Source organism: Achromobacter sp. UMC71, from assembly GCF_014170305.1.
Classification (GTDB): Bacteria; Pseudomonadota; Gammaproteobacteria; order Burkholderiales; family Burkholderiaceae_B; genus Achromobacter.
The window spans coordinates 179,055-199,310 of the sequence record NZ_LZZT01000010.1; the positions used below are offsets into that span (position 1 = coordinate 179,055).

The 20,256-nt window shown below is 63.7% G+C and carries 16 protein-coding genes; 10 read left to right on the plus strand and 6 right to left on the minus strand.

Annotated features, from left to right (window positions below; translation table 11 throughout):
• Positions 1-154 precede the first annotated feature (154 nt).
• The 5 genes from aceE to A9974_RS04330 all read left to right on the plus strand — a co-directional run bounded on the left by aceE (position 155) and on the right by A9974_RS04330 (position 8,312).
• Positions 155-2,863, plus strand: a complete 2,709-nt coding sequence (gene aceE, locus A9974_RS04310; protein ID WP_183002912.1) for a pyruvate dehydrogenase (acetyl-transferring), homodimeric type — start codon at positions 155-157, stop codon at positions 2,861-2,863.
• A gap of 12 nt (positions 2,864-2,875) precedes the next feature.
• Positions 2,876-4,534 (plus strand): dihydrolipoyllysine-residue acetyltransferase, encoded by a 1,659-nt coding sequence (gene aceF / locus A9974_RS04315; protein ID WP_183002913.1) that lies wholly within the window; start codon positions 2,876-2,878, stop codon positions 4,532-4,534.
• A 12-nt stretch (positions 4,535-4,546) separates the two neighbouring features.
• Entirely contained in the window at positions 4,547-6,298 is a 1,752-nt protein-coding gene (gene lpdA / locus A9974_RS04320; RefSeq protein ID WP_183002914.1) for a dihydrolipoyl dehydrogenase, read from the plus strand.
• 192 nt (positions 6,299-6,490) lie between these two features.
• Positions 6,491-7,264 (plus strand): SDR family oxidoreductase, encoded by a 774-nt coding sequence (locus tag A9974_RS04325; RefSeq protein ID WP_183002915.1) that lies wholly within the window; start codon positions 6,491-6,493, stop codon positions 7,262-7,264.
• A 139-nt stretch (positions 7,265-7,403) separates the two neighbouring features.
• Entirely contained in the window at positions 7,404-8,312 is a 909-nt protein-coding gene (locus A9974_RS04330) for a LysR family transcriptional regulator (protein ID WP_183002916.1), read from the plus strand.
• 94 nt (positions 8,313-8,406) lie between these two features.
• Here A9974_RS04330 and A9974_RS04335 read toward each other — a convergent pair whose 3' ends face one another.
• The 6 genes from A9974_RS04335 to A9974_RS04360 all read right to left on the minus strand — a co-directional run bounded on the left by A9974_RS04335 (position 8,407) and on the right by A9974_RS04360 (position 16,493).
• A complete protein-coding gene (locus tag A9974_RS04335; protein WP_183002917.1) occupies positions 8,407-8,601 on the minus strand; it encodes a putative motility protein in 195 nt (64 codons plus the stop codon).
• 107 nt (positions 8,602-8,708) lie between these two features.
• The gene (locus A9974_RS04340; RefSeq protein WP_183002918.1) at positions 8,709-9,698 is read right to left on the minus strand and encodes a hypothetical protein; all 990 of its coding nucleotides are present in this window, start codon (positions 9,696-9,698) and stop codon (positions 8,709-8,711) included.
• Between the two features lie 144 nt (positions 9,699-9,842).
• Positions 9,843-11,909 (minus strand): hypothetical protein, encoded by a 2,067-nt coding sequence (locus A9974_RS04345; protein ID WP_183002919.1) that lies wholly within the window; start codon positions 11,907-11,909, stop codon positions 9,843-9,845.
• 164 nt (positions 11,910-12,073) lie between these two features.
• Complete coding sequence (locus A9974_RS04350; RefSeq protein ID WP_183002920.1) at positions 12,074-13,744, minus strand: flagellin; 1,671 nt, start codon at positions 13,742-13,744, stop codon at positions 12,074-12,076.
• 226 nt (positions 13,745-13,970) lie between these two features.
• Positions 13,971-15,569, minus strand: a complete 1,599-nt coding sequence (locus A9974_RS04355) for a class I SAM-dependent methyltransferase (RefSeq protein WP_183002921.1) — start codon at positions 15,567-15,569, stop codon at positions 13,971-13,973.
• Positions 15,570-15,737: 168 nt separating this feature from the next.
• The gene (locus A9974_RS04360; RefSeq protein ID WP_183002922.1) at positions 15,738-16,493 is read right to left on the minus strand and encodes an RNA polymerase sigma factor FliA; all 756 of its coding nucleotides are present in this window, start codon (positions 16,491-16,493) and stop codon (positions 15,738-15,740) included.
• A gap of 430 nt (positions 16,494-16,923) precedes the next feature.
• On the opposite strand from A9974_RS04360, the gene flhD reads away from it, so the two are divergent.
• The 5 genes from flhD (at position 16,924) to A9974_RS04385 (ending at position 20,231) form a co-directional block, all read left to right on the plus strand.
• Entirely contained in the window at positions 16,924-17,247 is a 324-nt protein-coding gene (gene flhD, locus A9974_RS04365) for a flagellar transcriptional regulator FlhD (RefSeq protein ID WP_006219025.1), read from the plus strand.
• A 31-nt stretch (positions 17,248-17,278) separates the two neighbouring features.
• Entirely contained in the window at positions 17,279-17,860 is a 582-nt protein-coding gene (gene flhC / locus A9974_RS04370) for a flagellar transcriptional regulator FlhC (protein ID WP_025138912.1), read from the plus strand.
• 117 nt (positions 17,861-17,977) lie between these two features.
• Positions 17,978-18,847 carry a flagellar motor stator protein MotA gene (gene motA / locus A9974_RS04375; RefSeq protein WP_183002923.1) on the plus strand — a complete coding sequence of 290 codons (870 nt, stop codon included), beginning with the start codon at positions 17,978-17,980 and terminating at the stop codon, positions 18,845-18,847.
• Positions 18,848-18,858: 11 nt separating this feature from the next.
• A complete protein-coding gene (gene motB, locus A9974_RS04380) occupies positions 18,859-19,848 on the plus strand; it encodes a flagellar motor protein MotB (RefSeq protein WP_183002924.1) in 990 nt (329 codons plus the stop codon).
• Between the two features lie 2 nt (positions 19,849-19,850).
• Positions 19,851-20,231, plus strand: coding sequence for a response regulator (locus A9974_RS04385; RefSeq protein WP_175193820.1), 381 nt, complete (start codon positions 19,851-19,853; stop codon positions 20,229-20,231).
• The last annotated feature ends 25 nt before the right edge of the window (positions 20,232-20,256 follow it).

Below are 20,256 nucleotides of genomic sequence, written 5' to 3' on the forward strand. Positions count from 1 at the left end.
GAGAGATACCGCTCATCCAGTCGCCGGTCTCTAGCACAACACCCCGACCCATGCATGGCATGGTAGCCCGGATGATCCCAGCTACCATGGCGTGTCCGCGAGTAGATCAAATAAGCGGGTGTGGTCACGAACGAACCCCAACAGGAGACACACGATGTCCTCTTTCGCCCAGGCTGGCGCCGTGCAGGCTGCCAACGACGAAGACACCCTTGAAACCCAGGAGTGGCTCGAAGCCCTGGCGGCAGTCCTTGATCGCGAAGGGCCGCAGCGCGCACATTACCTGCTGGAACGCCTGATCGACGAAGCCCGTCGCTCCGGCGCCCACATCCCGTTCTCGCCGAATACCGCTTACGTCAACACGATTCCCCCGGGCCTGGAGCCCGCGCATCCGGGCAACCTGGAACTGGAATCGCGCATCCGTTCGTACGTGCGCTGGAACGCCATGGCCATGGTGGTCAAGGCCAACAAGCACAATCCGCCGGACGGCGGCGACCTGGGCGGCCACATTGCCTCCTTCGCCTCGCTGGCCACCATGATCGGCTGCGGCCAGAACCACTTCTGGCACGCCGAAGCCGAAGGCCACGGCGGCGACCTGGTCTACTTCCAGGGCCACACCTCGCCCGGCATGTACGGCCGCGCCTACCTCGAAGGCCGCCTGACCGAAGAGCAGCTGAACCACTTCCGCCAGGAAGTGGACGGCAAGGGCCTGTCGTCGTACCCGCATCCGAAACTGATGCCCGACTTCTGGCAGTTCCCCACGGTGTCGATGGGCCTGGGCCCGCTGATGGCCATTTACCAGGCTCGCTTCCTGAAGTATCTGCACGCCCGCGGCATCGCCGACACCAGCAACCGCAAGGTCTGGGTGTTCTGCGGCGACGGTGAAATGGACGAACCCGAGTCGCTGGGCGCCATCGCGTTGGCGGCCCGCGAAAAGCTCGACAACCTGATTTTCGTCGTCAACTGCAACCTGCAGCGCCTGGACGGGCCGGTGCGCGGCAACGGCAAGATCATCCAGGAACTGGAAGGCGACTTCCGTGGTTCGGGCTGGAACGTGATCAAGCTGATCTGGGGCGGCTACTGGGATCCGCTGCTGGCGCACGACAAGGAAGGCATCCTGCGCAAGATCATGGAAGAAACGGTCGATGGCGAGTACCAGGCGTACAAGGCCAACGACGGCAAGTTCGTCCGTGAGCACTTCTTCGGCAAGCACCCCAAGCTGCTGGAAGCCGTGTCGCGCATGAGCGACGAAGACATCTGGCGCCTGAACCGCGGCGGCCACGATCCGCACAAGGTCTTTGCCGCGTTCGACGCCGCCACCAGCCACACCGGCCAGCCGACCGTCATCCTGGCCAAGACCATCAAGGGCTACGGCATGGGCCACGTGGGCCAGGCCAAGAATCCGACCCATCAGCAAAAGAAGCTGGAACTGGACTCGATCCGCGAATTCCGCGATCGTTTCGGCATTCCCATCCCGGACGACCAGCTGGCCGATCTGCCGTACTTCAAGCCGGCTGACGATTCGCCCGAAATGAAGTACCTGCACGAGCGCCGCGCCGCGCTGGGCGGCTACCTGCCGCGCCGCCGCGCCAAGGCCGACGAGCAACTGAAGGCGCCCGCCCTGGAAGCCTTCAAGGCCGTGCTGGAACCCACCGCGGAAGGCCGCGAGATCTCCACCACCCAAGCCTTCGTGCGCATCCTGAACCAGGTGCTGCGCGACAAGGAACTGGGCCCGCGCGTCGTGCCGATTCTGGCCGACGAATCGCGCACCTTCGGCATGGAAGGCCTGTTCCGCCAGATCGGCATCTACGCGCCGGAAGGCCAGAAGTACACCCCGGTCGACAAGGACCAGGTCATGTACTACAAGGAAGCGGCCGACGGCCAGCTCCTGCAGGAAGGCATCAACGAAGCGGGCGCGATGAGCTCCTGGATTGCGGCGGCCACGTCGTACTCCTCGAACAACCGCATCATGATCCCGTTCTTCATCTACTACTCGATGTTCGGGTTCCAGCGCATCGGCGACCTGGCCTGGGCCGCCGGCGACATGCAGGCGCGTGGCTTCCTCTTGGGCGGCACCGCGGGCCGCACGACGCTGAACGGCGAAGGCCTGCAGCACGAAGACGGTCACAGCCATATCCTGGCCTCGACCATCCCCAACTGCGTCTCGTACGACCCGACGTTCGGCCATGAACTGGCCGTGATCATCCAGCATGGCCTGAAGCGCATGGTGGAAGACCAGGAAAACGTCTATTACTACCTGACGGTGATGAACGAAAACTACCCGCAGCCCGGTCTGACCCAGGGCGACGAGGAAGGCATCATCAAGGGCATGTACAAGCTCAAGTCGCACGGCAAGGGCAAGAATCGCGTGCAGCTGATGGGCTCGGGCACGATCCTGCGCGAAGTCATGGCGGCGCAAGAGCTGCTGGAAGCCGATTGGGGCGTGGCGTCGGACCTCTGGAGCGTCACCAGCTTCACCGAACTGCGCCGCAACGGCCTGGACGCCGAACGTCACAACATGCTGCACCCCGACGAGAAGAAGCCGCAGGTGGCCTACGTCACCGAGCAGCTGGCCAAGACGGAAGGCCCGATCATCGCGTCGACCGACTACATGAAGCTGTTCGCCGACCAGATCCGTCCGTTCGTGCCCAAGGGCCGCGAATACAAGGTGCTGGGCACCGACGGTTTCGGCCGTTCGGATTTCCGCGCCAAGCTGCGCGAGCACTTCGAAGTGGATCGCCACTTCGTCGTGGTTGCCGCGCTGCGCGCGCTGGCCGACGAGGGCAAGGTGCCGGTTGCCAAGGTGGCCGAAGCCATCAAGAAGTACGGCATCAATCCGAACAAAGCCAACCCGCAATACGCCTGAGGGTAAAGAGACATGAGCAACGTCGTGCAAATCAAGGTTCCCGACATCGGCGACTTCAAGGAAGTGGAAGTCATTGAAGTGCTGGTGGCGGTGGGCGACACGATCAAGGCCGAGCAGAGCCTGATTACCGTCGAGTCCGACAAGGCCTCGATGGAAATCCCCGCCTCGCAGGGCGGGGTGGTGAAGTCGATCACGGTCAAGGTCGGCGACAAGGTCGCCGAAGGCGCCGTGGTGCTCGAGGTGGAAGCGTCGGATGCCGCCGCCCCGGCCGCCAAGGAAGAGGCCCCCAAGGCCGCCGCCAAGGAAGCGCCCAAGCAGGCTGCCGCCGCTGCACCCGCGGCCACGGCGCAAGCCGCCGCGCCGGCCGCCGCCAGCGGCCCGGTCGAGATCGCCGTGCCCGATATCGGCGACTTCAAGGAAGTGGAAGTCATCGAAGTCATGGTCGCCGTCGGCGACACCATCAAGGCCGAGCAAAGCCTGATCACCGTCGAGTCCGACAAGGCCTCGATGGAAATCCCCGCTTCGCAAGGCGGCGTGGTCAAGGAAGTGAAGGTCAAGGTCGGCGACAAGGTTGCCAAGGGCTCGATCGTGGTCGTGGTGGAAGGCAGCGCGCCTGCCGCCGCGCCCGCCGCCAAGGCCGAGGCCCCGGCCGCCCCGGCTGCCCCGGCTGAAGCCAAGACCGAAGCGGCGCCGGCCGCCGCCTCGCGTCCGGCCCCGGCCGCCGCGCTGGAAGACCCCAACCTCAAGCCCGGCCAGTTGCCGCACGCCTCGCCGTCGGTGCGCAAGTTCGCCCGCGAACTGGGCGTGAACCTCAGCCGCGTCAAGGGTTCTGGTCCGAAAGACCGCATCACCGCCGATGACGTGCGTGCCTTCGTCAAGCAGGCGCTGTCGTCCACGGCCGCGCCGGCTGCCGCCGGCGGCTCGGCCGATGGCGCCGCGCTGGGCCTGTTGCCGTGGCCCAAGGTCGACTTCACCAAGTTCGGCCCGGTCGAAGCCCGCCCGCTGTCGCGCATCAAGAAGATTTCCGGCGCGAACCTGCACCGCAACTGGGTCATGATCCCGCACGTCACCAACAATGACGAAGCGGACATCACGGACCTGGAAGCGCTGCGTGTCACGCTGAACAAGGAAAACGAGAAGTCGGGCATCAAGGTCACGATGCTGGCTTTCCTGATCAAGGCCGTGGTCGCGGCCCTGAAGAAATTCCCCGAGTTCAACGCCTCGCTGGACGGCGACAACCTGGTGCTCAAGCAGTACTACCACATCGGTTTTGCCGCCGACACGCCCAACGGGCTGGTGGTGCCGGTGATCCGCGATGCCGACAAGAAGGGCATCCTGCAGATCGCCCAGGAAATGACCGACCTGTCCAAGAAAGCGCGCGACGGCAAGATCTCGCCCGCCGACATGCAGGGCGGCTGCTTCTCGATCTCGTCGCTGGGCGGTATCGGCGGCACCTCGTTCACGCCGATCATCAACGCACCCGAAGTGGCCATCCTCGGCGTGTCGCGTTCGGCGCACAAGCCCGTCTGGGACGGCAAGCAGTTCGTGCCGCGCCTGATCGTGCCGCTGTCGTTGTCCTACGATCACCGCGTCATCGACGGCGCGGCCGCTGCCCGCTTCAACGCCTATCTGGGCGCCTTGCTGGCCGACTTCCGCCGCATCGCGCTGTAAACGGGGAGCCCTATGAGCAATACCGTTCAAATCAAAGTGCCGGACATCGGCGACTTCAAGGAAGTGGAAGTCATCGAAGTGCTGGTCGCCGTGGGCGACACGATCAAGGCTGAACAAAGCCTTATCACCGTCGAGTCCGACAAGGCCTCGATGGAAATCCCGGCCTCGCAGGGTGGCGTAGTCAAGTCGATCGCCGTGAAGGTGGGCGACAAGGTCGCCGAGGGCGCCGTGGTGCTCGAGGTCGAAGCCTCGGACGCCGCCGCGCCGGCCGCCAAGGCCGACGCGCCCAAGGCAGAGGCCCCGAAGGCCGCCGCACCGGCTCCCGCTGCCGCCAGCTTCAAGGGTTCGGCCGATTCCGAATGCGACGTGCTGGTGCTGGGCGCCGGCCCCGGCGGTTATTCGGCCGCCTTCCGCGCCGCCGACTTGGGCTTGTCCGTGGTGCTGGTCGAGCGCTATTCGACGCTGGGTGGCGTGTGCCTGAACGTCGGCTGCATCCCGTCCAAGGCGCTGCTGCACAACGCCGCCATCATCGATGAAGCGCGCGAGCTGGCTGCCCACGGCATCAGCTTCGGCGAGCCCAAGATCGACCTGGACAAGCTGCGCGGCTACAAGGACAGCGTGGTCGCCAAGCTGACCGGCGGCCTGGCCGGCATGGCCAAGGCCCGCAAGGTCACCGTGGTGACGGGCGTGGGCGAGTTCGCCGACGCCAATCACCTGGCCGTGAAGGGCGCCGACGGCAAGTCGCAGACCATCCGCTTCAAGCAGGCCATCATCGCCGCCGGCAGCCAGTCGGTGAAGCTGCCGTTCCTGCCGCAAGACGAACGCATCGTCGATTCCACCGGCGCCTTGCTGCTGCGTGAAATCCCCAAGAAGATGCTGATCATCGGCGGCGGCATCATCGGCCTGGAAATGGGCACGGTGTATTCCACGCTGGGCGCACGCCTGGACGTGGTGGAAATGCTGGACGGCCTGATGCAGGGCGCCGACCGCGACCTGGTCAAGGTCTGGCAAAAGAAGAACACCGGCCGTTTCGACAACATCATGCTCAAGACCAAGACGGTCGGCGCAGAGGCCAAAAAAGACGGCATCTACGTCACCTTCGAAGGCGAGGGCGCGCCGAAAGAGCCGCAGCGTTACGACCTGGTGCTGCAGGCCGTGGGCCGCAGCCCCAACGGCAAGAAGATCGGCGCCGACAAGGCGGGCATCGCCGTGACCGACCGCGGTTTCATCGAGGTCGATCGCCAGATGCGCACCAACGTACCGCACATCTTCGCCATCGGCGACATCGTCGGCCAGCCCATGCTGGCGCACAAGGCCGTGCATGAAGGCCACGTGGCAGCCGAAGTCGCCGCCGGCCAGAAGTCGTTCTTCGACGCCCGCGTGATCCCGTCGGTGGCCTACACCGATCCGGAAGTGGCGTGGGTCGGCCTGACCGAAGACGAAGCCAAGAAGCAGGGCATCAAGATCGAAAAGGGCGTGTTTCCCTGGGCCGCCTCCGGCCGCGCCATCGCCAACGGCCGCGACGAAGGCTTCACCAAGCTGCTGTTCGACGCCGAATCGCACCGCATCCTGGGCGGCGGCATCGTGGGCACCCACGCCGGCGACCTGATCAGCGAAGTGGCGCTGGCCGTGGAAATGGGCGCGGATGTCATCGACATCGCCAAGACCATCCACCCGCACCCGACCCTGGGTGAATCAGTGGGCATGGCGGCCGAAGTGGCCGAAGGCGTCTGCACCGACCTGCCTCCCATGAAGAAGAAGTAAGCCGCAATGGCGTGCCGGACCTGGGTCCGGCGCCGCCGGCGCATCACAGCCCGAAGGGGGGACCACAGTCTCGCCTTCGGGCTGTTTGCATTGGGGCGTTTTTCTGGATAATCCATCCCGCCGCAACGGGCTGATCTATGCGGGGCGGCTGCCTAGAATGGAATCTCCCCCCACCGAAGCAGGAGATTTTCCATGGCAGACCATTCCATCAAGGGCAAAGTCGCGCTGATCGCCGGCGGCGCCAAGAATCTGGGCGGCCTGATCGCCCGCGACCTGGCCGAGCAAGGCGCCCGCGCCGTGGTCATCCACTACAACAGCGCCGCCTCCAAGGCGGATGCCGACGCCACCGTGGCCGCCATTCAGGCCGCCGGCGCCAAGGCCGTGGCGCTGCAAGCCGACCTGAGCACCGCCGGCGCTGTCGAAAAGCTGTTTGCCGATGCCGTGGCCGCGGTGGGCCGGCCCGACATCGCCATCAACACCGTGGGCAAAGTGCTCAAAAAGCCGCTGACCGAGATCAGCGAGGCCGAGTACGACGAGATGGCGGCGGTCAATGCCAAGTCGGCGTTCTTCTTCCTCAAGGAGGCTGGCCGGCACCTCAACGACAACGGCAAGGTCTGCACCCTGGTGACCTCGCTGCTGGGCGCGTTCACGCCGTTCTATGCGGCCTATGCCGGCAGCAAGGCGCCGGTCGAGCACTACACCCGCGCCGCGGCCAAGGAGTTCGGCGCCCGCGGCATTTCGGTGACGGCGGTGGGCCCGGGCCCGATGGACACGCCATTCTTCTATCCGGCCGAAGGCGCCGACGCTGTCGCGTATCACAAGACCGCCGCGGCGCTGTCGCCGTTCTCCAAGACCGGCCTGACCGACATTGAGGACGTGGTGCCCTTCATCCGCCATCTGGTCAGCGATGGGTGGTGGATCACCGGGCAGACTATTCTTATCAACGGCGGCTACACCACGAAATAGGCGGCCAGCGCGGCGGCCGGGCCGACCGGCGGCAGGCGACCCCGGATCGGCCGGCGAATCGGCTGCCAATGGAAGCGGCAGGCAGACCGGCTATGCTGGTTCCGGCGGCGCCGTGCTGCCGGGCCACACCGGGACGGGAATGGACAGATTCGAGCAATACCGCGTCTTCGCGCAGGTCGCGGAGATGGGCAGTTTCATCAAAGCCGCCAATGCGCTGGAACTGCCGCGCGCATCCGTATCGGCGGCTATCCAGCAACTGGAGAGTCAGGTGGGCGTGCGGCTGCTGCACCGGACCACGCGCCAGGTGCGCCTGACGGCCGACGGCGCCCAGTTGTTGGAACGCCTGCGGCCACTGCTGGCCGAGGTGGAAGAGATCGACCACTTGTTCCAGCAAAGCGCCCGCCAGGTATCCGGGCGCCTGAATGTGGACGTGCCCAGCCGCATCGCCCGGCGGCTGGTGGCGCCGGCGTTGCCGGGGCTGCTGCGCCGCCATCCGCGCCTGCAGCTGGCGCTGGGCTCAAGCGACCGTGCCATCGACCTGATCCAGGAAGGCGTGGATTGCGCGGTGCGCTTCGGTGCGCTGCATGACAGCAGCCTGGTGTCGCGGCCGTTGGGCAGTATCGCCCTGGTCAATTGCGCCAGCCCGGCCTATCTGCGCGAACAGGGTGTGCCGCTTAAACCGGAGGATCTCGCGCAAGGCCACTGGATGGTGGGCTACGCCTCGCCTACGACGGGCCGGGAATTACCCTGGGAGGTCGCGGCTGGGCAGGGTGCCGCGCAGGCGATCGCGCTGCCCAGCCGCGTGGTGGTGAACAACGCGGAAAGTTATATCGCCTGCTGCCTGGCGGGCCTGGGACTGATCCAGATTCCGCGCTTCGATGTGCAGCACTTGCTGGACGCGGGCGAACTGGTCGACGTCATGCCGGCGCACCGCGCCGCGGCCATGCCGGTGACCATGTTGTACCCGCACCGGCGGCAGCGGTCCCGCCGGCTGGCGATCTTTCTGGAATGGTTCGAGGAACTGATGCGCAAGCACCTGGACGCCTGAATGCCGGCGCGGTGATGGCGGGAGAGAGGGGGGAATGCGCCGCCCGGTTCGAACGGCGTGGTGCCGGCGCCGCCACGGGGCGGCGCGGCGGGCGTTATGCCTGCGTGTTGATGCGCGTGCCCAGCGTACCGTCAATGGCGACCACCGGGAGCGATTGCATCAGCGTGGCAACCGTGTCGGCTTGGGCATTGATCGCCTTCTTGGTCACGCGCGCCTGGATTTCCTGCATCAGCTGCGCATCGCGCATGGCCAAGCCGGTATTGACGGTGTTGTTGACGGAAAGATCCATGGCGGGGTGTCCTGGTGGCAAACATGCCGGGCCGGGCCCGGGGTGGTGGAATTATCGCGCAGTTCAAGCAAGCACGGCAATGATTTCGCGCGTATCCGGGGCCGCGGCTATTGCGGAACCGGGCATTCCTTGATGGCGCCCCAACCCTGGTTCGCCTCGCAGAATTGCTTGCGTGCTGCCCAGGCGCAGCTGGGGCGTTCGAAAAAGCCCAACGTGGCGCAGCGCGCCAGCTCGGCTTTCAGCTTGTCGACCCAGGCGTGAGGATTTTCAGCGGGAATCTCGGTGATGCGCAGCGTCGATTTCGGCACGGCGGCCGGTTCACGTGGTGTTGCGGCGGACGTGCTGGCAGCGGGCCCGCCGGCGGCGGGCGTGGCGGCACTGGGCGCAGGGGTGCCAGGTGTATCCGTCGCTGGCATACCGGCTGCGGGCACACCGGCTGCGGGCGCACCGGCGGCAGGCGTGCCGGCTGCGGCGGGCGCATTCGTGGCGGGCGCGGGCTCGGTCTTGCCAGGTTCGTCGCCCGGGTCCTCGGTTACCGGCGAGCGGGATGCCGCCGGCTCGGTCCAGGTGCCGGGATGGGCGGGGTCATCGGTGTGGGTCGGGCGGGTCGCCGGGGCAGACCCGCTGCCCGGGGCGGAAGTCGGCGATCTGGCCGGCGCGGCTTCCGTGCCGGGAGCAGGGGGCGACGCGAGCGGTACGCGCACCGGCCCGGCCGCGTTCACGCCGGAGCGCGCGGCATTGGGCGTGCTCCAGGAGACCACCAGCAACACCAGGGCGCCGTAGATCGCCAGCGTATACAGCACGGTAAGCGTGGCGTAGCCCATGCGTTTGCCGGTCATGGGCGCGGCGTCTTCACGGCCCAGCAGGCTGCGCCAGCCCACCAGGGCGGCGCCGGGCGCGCTGATCAGCCACCAGCCCAGCCGCTTGAGCCAGCTGGGGCGCGGCATCGAGGCCTGCACCTGCGCGGCCAGCAGCTCGCGTAGCGCGCGGTTCTCTTCACGCAGACGCGAGGTCTGCGCATCCTCCGGCTCCTCATTCAGGGGATCCGTGGTGCTGTCGTGCTGCGTAGCGAGTGGATCGGGAGGCGTGGCGGTCATGTTACGAAAAATATAGATACAAAAGCGTGCGGTGGCAATTATGAAGGGGCGGGCCGGGTGTCAAAAAAGCGAGAAGGTGGCAAAAAGCCACCTTCCACGGGTGCTTCGCTAGGCGCGCGCCCTCCTAGTCCTGACGGGGGCGCGCTATCCGTCTACGTTCGGGTTGGATGGATCGCTCTGTCGAGCCCTGCGTGGTTTAGGCAAATGGGATAGATTGGTGACCTGGTTGCCAATAAAAGTGATGCAGCTCAACGCTTGTTCAATCACTTTGCCGTTCTCGTCCGCGTAAGGTTTGTCGCAGACCAATAGGGCGTTGCCGAACGAAAAGTTCCGATATCCGCACAACCAGCCCATGCCTTTGGGTTGGGATGAATCGCCCCTTGTGCATTGGCGCAAGGGGGGAAAGCTGGCGGTGAGCAGGCGGTCATCGCTGCTCCAGTTATCGGGGAGACGGTAGAGCTGAGGGGTCGCGTACTTTCCTCCCTTGTCGGTGATGCTTGATGTGACCAGGGTCAAATAGCCGAGTTGCTGTTTGACGGCGGGTAACAAGATGACGGACAGCATTGGCGGGATAAGGAGCAGGGCCGCGAACACGCTCATCGACATCGGCGCGTGGTCCGTGGATGTTCCTGCCCGGTTACTCCAGGCAAATGTGATGCCTGGCAGCAACGCGCCGAGAAAGGCAAATAAGATGACCCAGATGGTCAGAGGAATGTTGCCAGACTCACTGCCGTAAGCCCACCCCACGATGAACAACGGTATCAGAAGCAGAAGAAGGGCAAGCAATGCGGCAAGGAAGGCGACGAACGCCTGCTCGAAAGCGCCGGGTTGACCGGAGCGGGCGTTGCCTCCCGCGTCCCCAGGAGTGGCCGGCGCGCTCCAGACCGCAAATCCGATTGATATCGGCAGGATTAAGCAGGCTGCAATGACTACCCATGTCGGCAGCACGTTTGCCGAATGCTGTGTCATGCCAAAACTCAGGCCGATGCCGATAAAGCAGAAAAGTAACCAGAGTGCTGGCAACCGTCTTGGAACCTGGCCTGGTTTGTAGTGTGAGGCGGTGAATGCCACCAAAATGGACGGTATAGCCAAGCTCAAGATCCACAATAGCCAAACCATTGAGCCCATCAGCAGCAACGTCCCCAGTCCTGTCGTCCCGCTAAGCGCAGGCATCAGCAGCTCGGGGTGACGCACGTCCGTCAAATGGCTTCGCAGCAGCAGGATTGGCGGGCAAAAGGCGAGCGGTAGCAGCCAAGGCGATAATTGCGATATGCCCTTCAGCGCGCGCAACATCAGGCGGGCCCGATTTGCCTCGGGTGCGGCCGTGTGGCGGGCAGGGGACATGATTGCTGGTTCGGAAGGAGGCAATACAGGCGTTGTAACTACGCCTGATGTTTCCTCGGCTATCAAGCCAGCCTCCAGTTTCTGGCTTAGTTGATGAACCAGTACCGACGGCGCCGCCCAGATAACCAGCAGCAGGAAGCAGAGGGCATAGGCTTCCCATAGCCGCCAGCTCTCCGATGGGGGCCATGTCGAGCGACCCTCCGGGCCCGTGAGGCAGAGATAGACGAGCGTACAAAGAACGGCCTGCAGGATAAGGATGAAGGCGGCATTGCCGTGTTCCCGCAGATGCCGATAGGACGTGACATATTCTGCGGCCCATTGACGCGAGGCATGCCAGCTTTGGGGGGAGCGTCTGGCAGCAATCTGTCTGGCGTACTGGGCTGCTTGGAAAGGTACCCGGGTCGCGGCCCGGATTCGACGCCACTGGAAGCAACTGAAGATGCCTGCAATGAGCACGGCGCCAACGGAGATCGCGAGGCCCCTGTCGCCGTAATGCTTGGCCAGCACCAAGCCGATCGTCAGCACGACCAATGTTGCGGTTAGCGCCGGTGGTGAAATTGACGTTGAAGAACCCGGTTGTGTCACGTCGAGCGAACGGGTTGCATGGAATACCAGGATAGGAAGCGAGGCCAGATAGGCAAACGCGAATCCCGCTCCCGCCCAGACCATGAGTTCCGGCGTCCCAAGCTTTTCGAATATATATGGCAGGGCCAAGTTTCCGGCCGCCGGCAGCATGGGCGAGAAGAACCCATCCGTCGTCAGCTGCAACCAACGCAGGAACAACATGCCAGTCAGCGTGGGCACGAGATACCGGACCGCATAGTTCTCCCACCAGCGGTTGTCGCGCGGGGATGCAGGCTTGGACATGTCTTGAGGTCTCCTTACGGCTACGAAGAATGGCGGCGCAAAAGCAAACAAGCCGGCTTGCGCCGGCTTGTTTTGTGACCAGGTCCGAGAAGGACCCGGTACGAGAGGCGGGTGGAGCAGGCCTTGCGGCCTGTCCGACCCAACCGTCGGACGTTGCGGCGTGATTAACGCAGCAGCGACAGAACGGTTTGCGGCACTTGGTTGGCTTGCGCCAGAACCGAGGTGCCAGCCTGTTGCAGGATCTGAGCCTTCGACATGTTCGACACTTCGGTGGCGTAGTCCGCGTCTTGAATACGCGAGCGAGCCGACGACAGGTTGTTCACGATGTTGTTCAGGTTGGCAACGGTCGATTCCAGGCGGTTTTGCACAGCGCCCAGTTCGCCGGTCAGCTTGTCCAGCTTGGTGAAGGCAGCGTCCAGCGTCTTCAGCGGATCGACAGTCTTGTCGCCCTTGCTGGTCGTTTCGGTCGTCAGCTTGCCGCCGCTGCTCACGTAGGCGGTCGAACCGACCTTCGCAGCGTAGTCGCCCGTGCCCGTGCCGCTCTTGACCGTAGCCTTGCCCGTGTTGGGGTCAACGGTGTAGGTCGTGGTGAACGTGCCGCCAGCGATCTTGGTGAACTTACCAGCATCGTCAACGTACGTGTCGGTCGACGCGCCGGTGGTGAACGCCAGCGTGGCGCTGGTGATGCCTTGGCCCAGGACCACGGTGCTGCCAGCAGCGCCGGCCTTGAACTCGGCCAGGACAGCGTCCTTGCTCTTGGTGTCGGTGTACGACAGGTCGCCAGCGGTGGCGGTGCTGTTGTAGGTCTTGCCACCGATCGACACGGAAGCATCGCCTGCGCCAGCCTTGGCGGCTTGAGCCAGCACGCCCTTCAGGTCGGCAGCGGTGGCGGCGCCAGCGTTGTTGGTGGTCAGTTCGCCAGCGGCGGTCAGGAAGGCGTCCTTGCCGCCGATCGTGACCTTGCCCGTCGCGTCCACTTCGAACGTGGTCGAGGCGGCGCCCTTGTTGGCGTAGGTACCGGTGACGGTGCCCGAAGCCGGGGTCAGGCTGGTGGCCAGTGCGTCGGTGCCGGCGGTGCCGACAGCCTTGTTGGTGAACGTGAAGTTGCCGCTGGTGGCGTCGTACGTGTAGCTGTTGCCGCCTTGGACGTTGACTTGGTTGCCGGTTTCCAGCTTGGCGAAGGCTTGCTCAGCGGTCGCTGCGCCGAACTTCGTCGTCACGGTCCAGTCGTTGCCAGCAGCGGTGCCGCCAGCAGCTTGCAGGTCGGACACGGTGGCGGTGCGGTTGTTCGTCACGCCGGTGCCGTTCACGTTGAAGCCGTCCAGACCCAGCGTCTTGACGCTGATTTCCGACAGGTTCAGGGTGATCGTTTCGCCGTCGTTGGCGCCGACTTGCAGCGTCAGCGGCTTGGCGTTGCCCGACAGAACCTTCACGCCGTTGAAGTCGGTTTGTTCGGAGATGCGGTTGATGTCGTCCAAGCGTTGCTTGATTTCATCTTGCATCGAGTTCAACTGCTCTTGCGAGTAGTTGCCGTTACCGGCTTGCACCGTCAGTTCGCGAACGCGCTGCAGGTGGGTGTTGATTTCGGAGGCGGCGCCTTCCGTCGTCTGGGCCAGCGAGATGCCGTCGTTAGCGTTGCGGGCGGCTTGGGTCAGACCCTTCACGTTGGCGGTGAAGCGGTTGGCAATGGCCATACCGGCGGCGTCATCCTTGGCGCTGTTGATGCGCAGGCCGGACGACAGACGCTCGATGGCGGTACCCAGGGCGGATTGGGACTTGTTCAGGTTGTTCTGAGCAACGAGCGACAAGTAGTTGGTATTGATAACTGCAGCCATGTTTAAGCTCCCAAGGAGAGAAAGGCTTCTTCAAACCGGGCAGCTGAGCCGCCCAACTGTAACGTGAAGAACTGACTTTGTTGCTTTCAAGTTCGTCCGTTGCCAGGATTACGGCATTGCCAAATCAATCTTTAGGGCTAATTCGCGAAAGTCGCATTTTTTTCCGTTTCCGCCGCCTTATATATATAGATGCACTGGATATAAGGGGCGGAAGCGGGGGCAGGGGTTACATCAGCAGGCCGCCGACGCGCAGGGCGGCCAGGATACGAACCAGCAAGGCTTGCGCCACCGGGTCGGCGTTGCGGGCGCCTTTGAGCGCCAGGCCGTCCGGATGGGGGAGATGACCGGACGTCAGGGCGTCGCGCAATTTCGTGCGCAGTTCCGCTTGGGTCAGGGAGCCGTCCAGCAGCACGGCGACATAGCGGGCTGCCGGATCCGCGCTGACGTTCACCATCTGGTGCCAGAGGTTGGAGTGACCGACTTGCAAGGATTGCTGGCTGGCGGCCTCGATCAGTTCCCGGGCTGCGGGAATCAGCTTGGGTTTGGCGGGGCTGTCGGTGTAGCCGACGGATTCGCGGCGGTAACGTAGCGCACCGCAGTTCAGCAGCGTGACCAGATGCAGAAGGGTAGCGTGTTCCAGCTCGTCGCCGGTGTGCGGCGATTTGGAGCCGGTGATGGTGCAGGCCTCATCGAAGGTGACGGGTGCGGGCCAGGCATGCTGCAGCGCTTCGATCAGGGCGACCAGGGAGGCGTCATGGGTGGCCAGACCCACACCGGACGGCGCGCGGAAGTGGCGGTGCCCGGGGTTGGCCTGGTCGCGGTCCGGTTCCGCGATCAGTTGCGCGGCAAAATGCATTGCGCCGAAATAATTGGCTTCCGGACGGTCCAGGATTTGCGGCGCGCGCTCGGCATGCACCAACAAACTCTGGCGGAATTGCCGACCAACCGCGAAATCCAGGTATTGCTCGCGCATCGTCCGGTCGGCATCGGCAGACATGGACGAGAGCATCGCCGCAGTGGCTGTGCCGTAGTTGGAGGCGAAAGAGCCCTCTGGCTGGGCGTCGCTGACATAAGCCAGACCGGCCTGCTGAATATTGGCGATGAATTCCAGGAAATAGCAGGGCGAGTTGATCGTTTCCAGGTATTCGTGGAACAGGTAGTGGTCAGGGTGCGGGCTGAGTTTGTTTGCCGCTTGCCGCAGGGCTTCGCGCATGGGATTGCTCGGCGCAAGGCCGAATTCCATCAACTGCAGCATTTCCCTGGCTTTTTTCAGTTTTTCGGCGGGAGTGGTGGCCGCGAAGCTGTTCAATTGCATCGCATCGCGCAACACGTCCGACGCCTTCCAGCCAGGGTAGGTGTTGTAACTGATGTAGGCGATGCCGTTCGGGGCGAGGTTGTCGCGGCATACACGCAGGATGGCTTCGCGCACGGCGGGCGGAACCCAGCTGAAGACGCCGTGGCAGATGATGTAGTCGAACTTGCCCAGGCTATCGTCAATGTCCGTGATGCTCAGAGCGCGCAAGTCCAGGTTGCGCAGGCCCAGTTGCTGCACAATTTTTTGTCCCGCAGCGATCTGTTCCGGCGACAAGTCGATGCCGACCACGTCCGCGTCAGGGTAGGCGGCGGCGAAGGGAATCAGGTTGCCCCCTGCCGCGCTGCCCAGCTCCAGGACGCGCGCCGTCTCCAGCGGCGCGGAGTCCAGGCCGTACAGGTGAGCTACGGCCCGCAGGTGGCCCGGGGCGGTTTGTGCGAAAGCGTTGGACGTGTAGGGGGTTTCGTCGTAGGTATCGGAAATCGCCTGATTCAGCAGATCGGGTTCAGTCATCTCGTGGTCCATGTCTAGGCAATCGCATGCCTGTTCTTTTGCCGTGCGAAAGGGGTCAAATGTAGGCAAATAGCCTACCAGCGGGCACAGGGCCTGGAAGGCTTGAAAAGGGGCGGAAAGTGCCGGGGTTTTGGTGGGTTGCCGTGATGGCGCCCGCCCGGCCGCGCCCTAGATGATCTGCGCGATCTGCCCTTCCTGGGGCAGGTCCTGCCAGGCCTGCTCGCGCAGCTTGGCGCGGATGCGGGCGGTGGCCTGCGAGCGCAGTTGGCAGACGCGGGCCTCGGTCACGTTCATGATCGCGCCGATTTCCTTCAGGTTCAGGCCTTGCTCGTAGCACAGCGACAGCAGCAGCTTTTCGCGGTCGGGCAGGGTGTCGATGGCGTGGATCAGCGCCTGGCGGAAATCCCCGGCCAGCAGGGAATCCAGCGGATTGCCGCCAGCCGAGCCGTGGTTCAGCGTGGCGGTCCAGTCGGTCTGGCCCGAGGCGGCGTCGGGCTCGGTGGCGAAGTCTTCGTAGTGCACGATCTGCACGCCCTGGGCGTCGTGCAGCAGGGTCTGATAGTCGCCGAGCGGCATGTCCAGCTGCTGCGCGATCTCGGCCTCGGTGGGCGCGCGCATCAGGCGTTGCTCCAGCTGCTGGATGGCCTGTTCGATCTTGCGGGCCTTGGCGCGCACGCTGCGCGGCAACCAATCCTGGCCGCGCAGTTCGTCCAGCATCGCGCCGCGGATGCGGGTCGTGGCATAGGTTTCGAACTGGGCGTCAGCCGTTTCCTGGTAACGCCGTACGGCGTCCAGCAGGCCGATCATGCCGGCCTGGATCAAGTCGTCGAGTTCGACGCTGGCCGGCAGCCGGGCGAGCAATTGCAGGGCCAGCTTCCGCACTAGCGGGGCATATTCGACCAAGCTGTCATCTGCGTGGGGCATTGCGGGAATGTCAGGCGGTGTCCATCGTGACGCATCGTCGGTTGTTGTCAATTTGCGACATTGTCGACAAACGCGCGGCTACGCTAAAGCTAGCAAGATTCTGTGATCGGCAAGGTGTCATTGTCGGCAAAAGCTACTATTTCATTCCTTAAAGTACGCAACGTTTTGAATGCTTATTTGGCAAATTGACGTAGATTTGTCAGGAATTTCTATGTCAAGGTGTATCTAAACGCCCAAGTTGCGCAATATCAACAAACATTTGTCATATAAGTCATAGAAAATGACATGACCTGTGGTAAATTTTACTTAAATTGCGAACAAATGATACATTTCGCATTAAAACAGGATGCAGCGGACGGGGCGCAACAGTGTTGCGAAATGTCCTTGGTTATCAAGCCCCTTCGGTGGGATAGGGAATAGGGAGTCGGGCGTGCAACAAGTCGAAAATTCTTTGCTGGCAGATATTCGCGAAGTGAATCTGTCTTATCTCTTGCTCGCACAGCGCATGCTGCGCGATGACTATGCTGCATCAATGTTCCGCTTGGGTTTCAGCAACGAAGTTGCCGATATCCTGATGCGTCTTTCTCCGGCTCAGCTGGTGAAGCTGGCCAGCTCCAGTTCGCTCCTGTGCCGTTTCCGTTTCGACGACTACAGCCTGCTGTCCGCACTGACGCACGATGTGCTGGGTGGCGCGCTGCAGCAAGCGCACGCGACGATTCTGCTGGCCAAGCAACCTGTTGAAGAACTGGCCTGACGGCCTGTCGAATTCCACTCGGACACGTGTAATGGCCACCAAGAGCGTTTCGCAGGAAGCGGATGACATTCTGCTCGCCAGCTCCATGATTACTTTGGGGGCGCGGCTGCAGGTGTTGGAGGCTGAAACCAGCCTGAGCCACGACCGCCTGGCACGCCTGTACCGCGAAATACGCGGCTGCTCGCCACCGAAGGGCATGCTGCCGTTTTCGGTCGACTGGTTCATGACCTGGCTGCCGAATATCCATTCCTCGCTCTTCTATAACGTGTATTCGTTCCTGAATGCGCGTACCAGCAGCAAAGGCATACGCGCCATCATCGATGCGTACCGGCTGTATCTGGAAAACGCCGGCGTGGACAACGCCGAATCCGCCGAGCCCGTGTTGAGCTTCACCCGGGCGTGGATGCTGGTGCGTTTCTTCGATAGCGGCATGCTGCAACTGTCCGCCTGCCGCCAGTGCGGCGGTCATTTCATAGCGCATGCGCACGACCCGCAGTCGGATTTCGTGTGCGCGATCTGCCGTCCGCCACCCCGCGCGGGCAAGACCCGCGCCGCGGCCAAAGCGCGCGCCGGCAGCCGTCCCGCACCCGCCGTAGACGCTGCTCGTTCCTGAGCGGTGCGTCCAAATACGCCAAAAGCCCTGGAAAACTCCCCGTAACCCGCCTTTTTGGGCCGGGGGGAACAGGGGATCATTGACGCCGGTTTTAGACTTCGTTGGCAGGGGCCTGATGTGTTGATTGTTATCGGTTTTCTCGTGGTGCTCGTGTCGGTCGTCGGCAGCTTCATAGCGCTGGGCGGTCACCTGGGCGCGCTATACCAGCCGTTCGAACTCACGCTGATCTTTGGCGCCGCCTTCGGCGCCTTCCTGGCCAGCAACAGCAAGAAGTCCTTGATGCTGGTCAAGAGCGCGCTGCCCGACATGCTGAAAAGCTCGCGGTATGGCAAGGACGTCTACATGGAGCTCATGGCGCTCCTGTACGTGCTGCTGAACAAGGCGCGGCGCGAGGGCCTGATGGCCATCGAATCGCATATCGAGGATCCGGCCTCCAGCCCGATCTTCAGCGAATATCCCCGTATCGCCAAAGACGCCAAGCTCATGGAGTTCATCACGGACTACCTGCGCATCATGATCAGCGGCAACATGAGCTCGTTCGAAATCGAAACGCTGATGGACGAGGAAATCGAGACCTACCGCCACGAGCGCGAAGTCCCCGCGAACGCGCTCAAGCAGATGGCCGACGGCTTGCCGGCATTCGGCATCGTGGCCGCGGTGCTGGGCGTGATCAAGGCGCTGGCCGCCGTGGACCAGCCGCCCGCCATCCTGGGCGACCTGATCTCCAAGGCCATGGTCGGCACCTTCCTGGGCATCTTGCTGGCCTACGGCTTTGTCGGCCCGATGGCTTCGCGCGTCGAGCGCCGCTCGGACGAGGCCATGAAAGTGCTGGAATGCATCAAGACCACGCTGCTGGCCAGCATGAACGGCTATCCGCCGCAGCTGGCGGTGGAATTCGGCCGCAAGGTGCTGTTCTCGTCGGTGCGTCCGACCTTCGGTGAGCTGGAAGAGCACGTCCGGCAGACCAAGTCGACCGCCAAGGCCTGACGGAGCGGGTTATGAGCACGGTAAACAACCACCGTGTGGTGATCCGCCGCAAGAAGGTCCACGGCGGCGGACACCACGGCGGCAGCTGGAAGATCGCCTACGCCGACTTCATCACGGCGATGATGGCGTTCTTCCTGGTGATGTGGCTGATCAGCATCGTGCCGCGCGAGGAATTGAAGGGCATCGCGGAATACTTCCGCATGCCGTTGCGCGTGGCGCTGACCGGCGGCCCCAGCAGTTCGGCGGAAACCAGCGCCGTGCCCGGCGGCGGCCGCGACCCCTTGCGCAACGACGGCGATGTGCGCCGCGCGCAGGGCAACCGCGTCGAGGCCCAGCCCATGGGCGATGCCGAGCGCCGCGACCAGCACCGCCTGGAAAACCTGAAGAAACGGCTGGAAAACGTCATCGAGAACAGCCCGATCCTGAAAAGCTTCCGGCCCCAATTGCTGATCGACCTGACCACCGAAGGCCTGCGCATCCAGATCATCGACAACCAGAACCGTCCCATGTTCGCGACCGGCCGCGCCGAAGTGCAGCCGTACATGCGCGACATCCTGCGGGAATTGGGGCCGGTGCTGAACGAGCTGCCCAACAAGGTCAGCATCTCGGGCCATACCGACGCGTCGCAGTACGCCCGCGGCGAGCGCGCTTACAGCAATTGGGAGCTGTCGGCCGACCGCGCCAACGCCTCGCGCCAGGAATTGGTGGCCGGCGGCATGAACGAAAGCAAGGTCATGCGCATCCAGGGCCTGTCGTCCAGCATGAGCCTCGTTAAAGATGATCCGTATGCGGCCGTTAATAGACGTATCAGCCTAGTGGTGCTCAATCAGGGCACCCAGCGGCGCATCGAAAACGAGAACGCCGCGGCAGCGGACGTCAGCGCGAAAGATGCCCGCGAGGTTGGAACGGCCGTGGAGGCGGCGCAAGCCGCCGCCCAGGCCACGACGGCAACCAAGCAAGGCGAAACGGCGGCGACGCCGCCAGCCGAAGGGGCTCGATAGCAATGGCGGCAACGATTCTGGTGGCGGACGACTCGGCAACGATGCGGATGATCGTCCAGGCGACGCTGACGGGTGCGGGATGGAAGGTGCTGACCGCCGGCAACGGCCAGGAAGCGCTGGAGATGGCCAAGAGCCACCCGGTGGACCTGGTGGTCAGCGACTGGAACATGCCCGTCATGGGTGGCCTGGAACTGATTCAGGGGTTGCGCGAACAGGACCAGTACCTGGACGTGCCGGTCCTGGTGCTGACCACCGAAGACGATGTGGATAGCAAGATGGCCGCTCGGGATCTGGGCGTTTGTGGCTGGCTTTCCAAGCCGGTCGACCCCGATGTGCTGGTGGAATTGGCGTCCGAATTGCTCGATGAGCAATCCGGCGCGTAAGCAAGTTCATTTATGAAGGCGTACG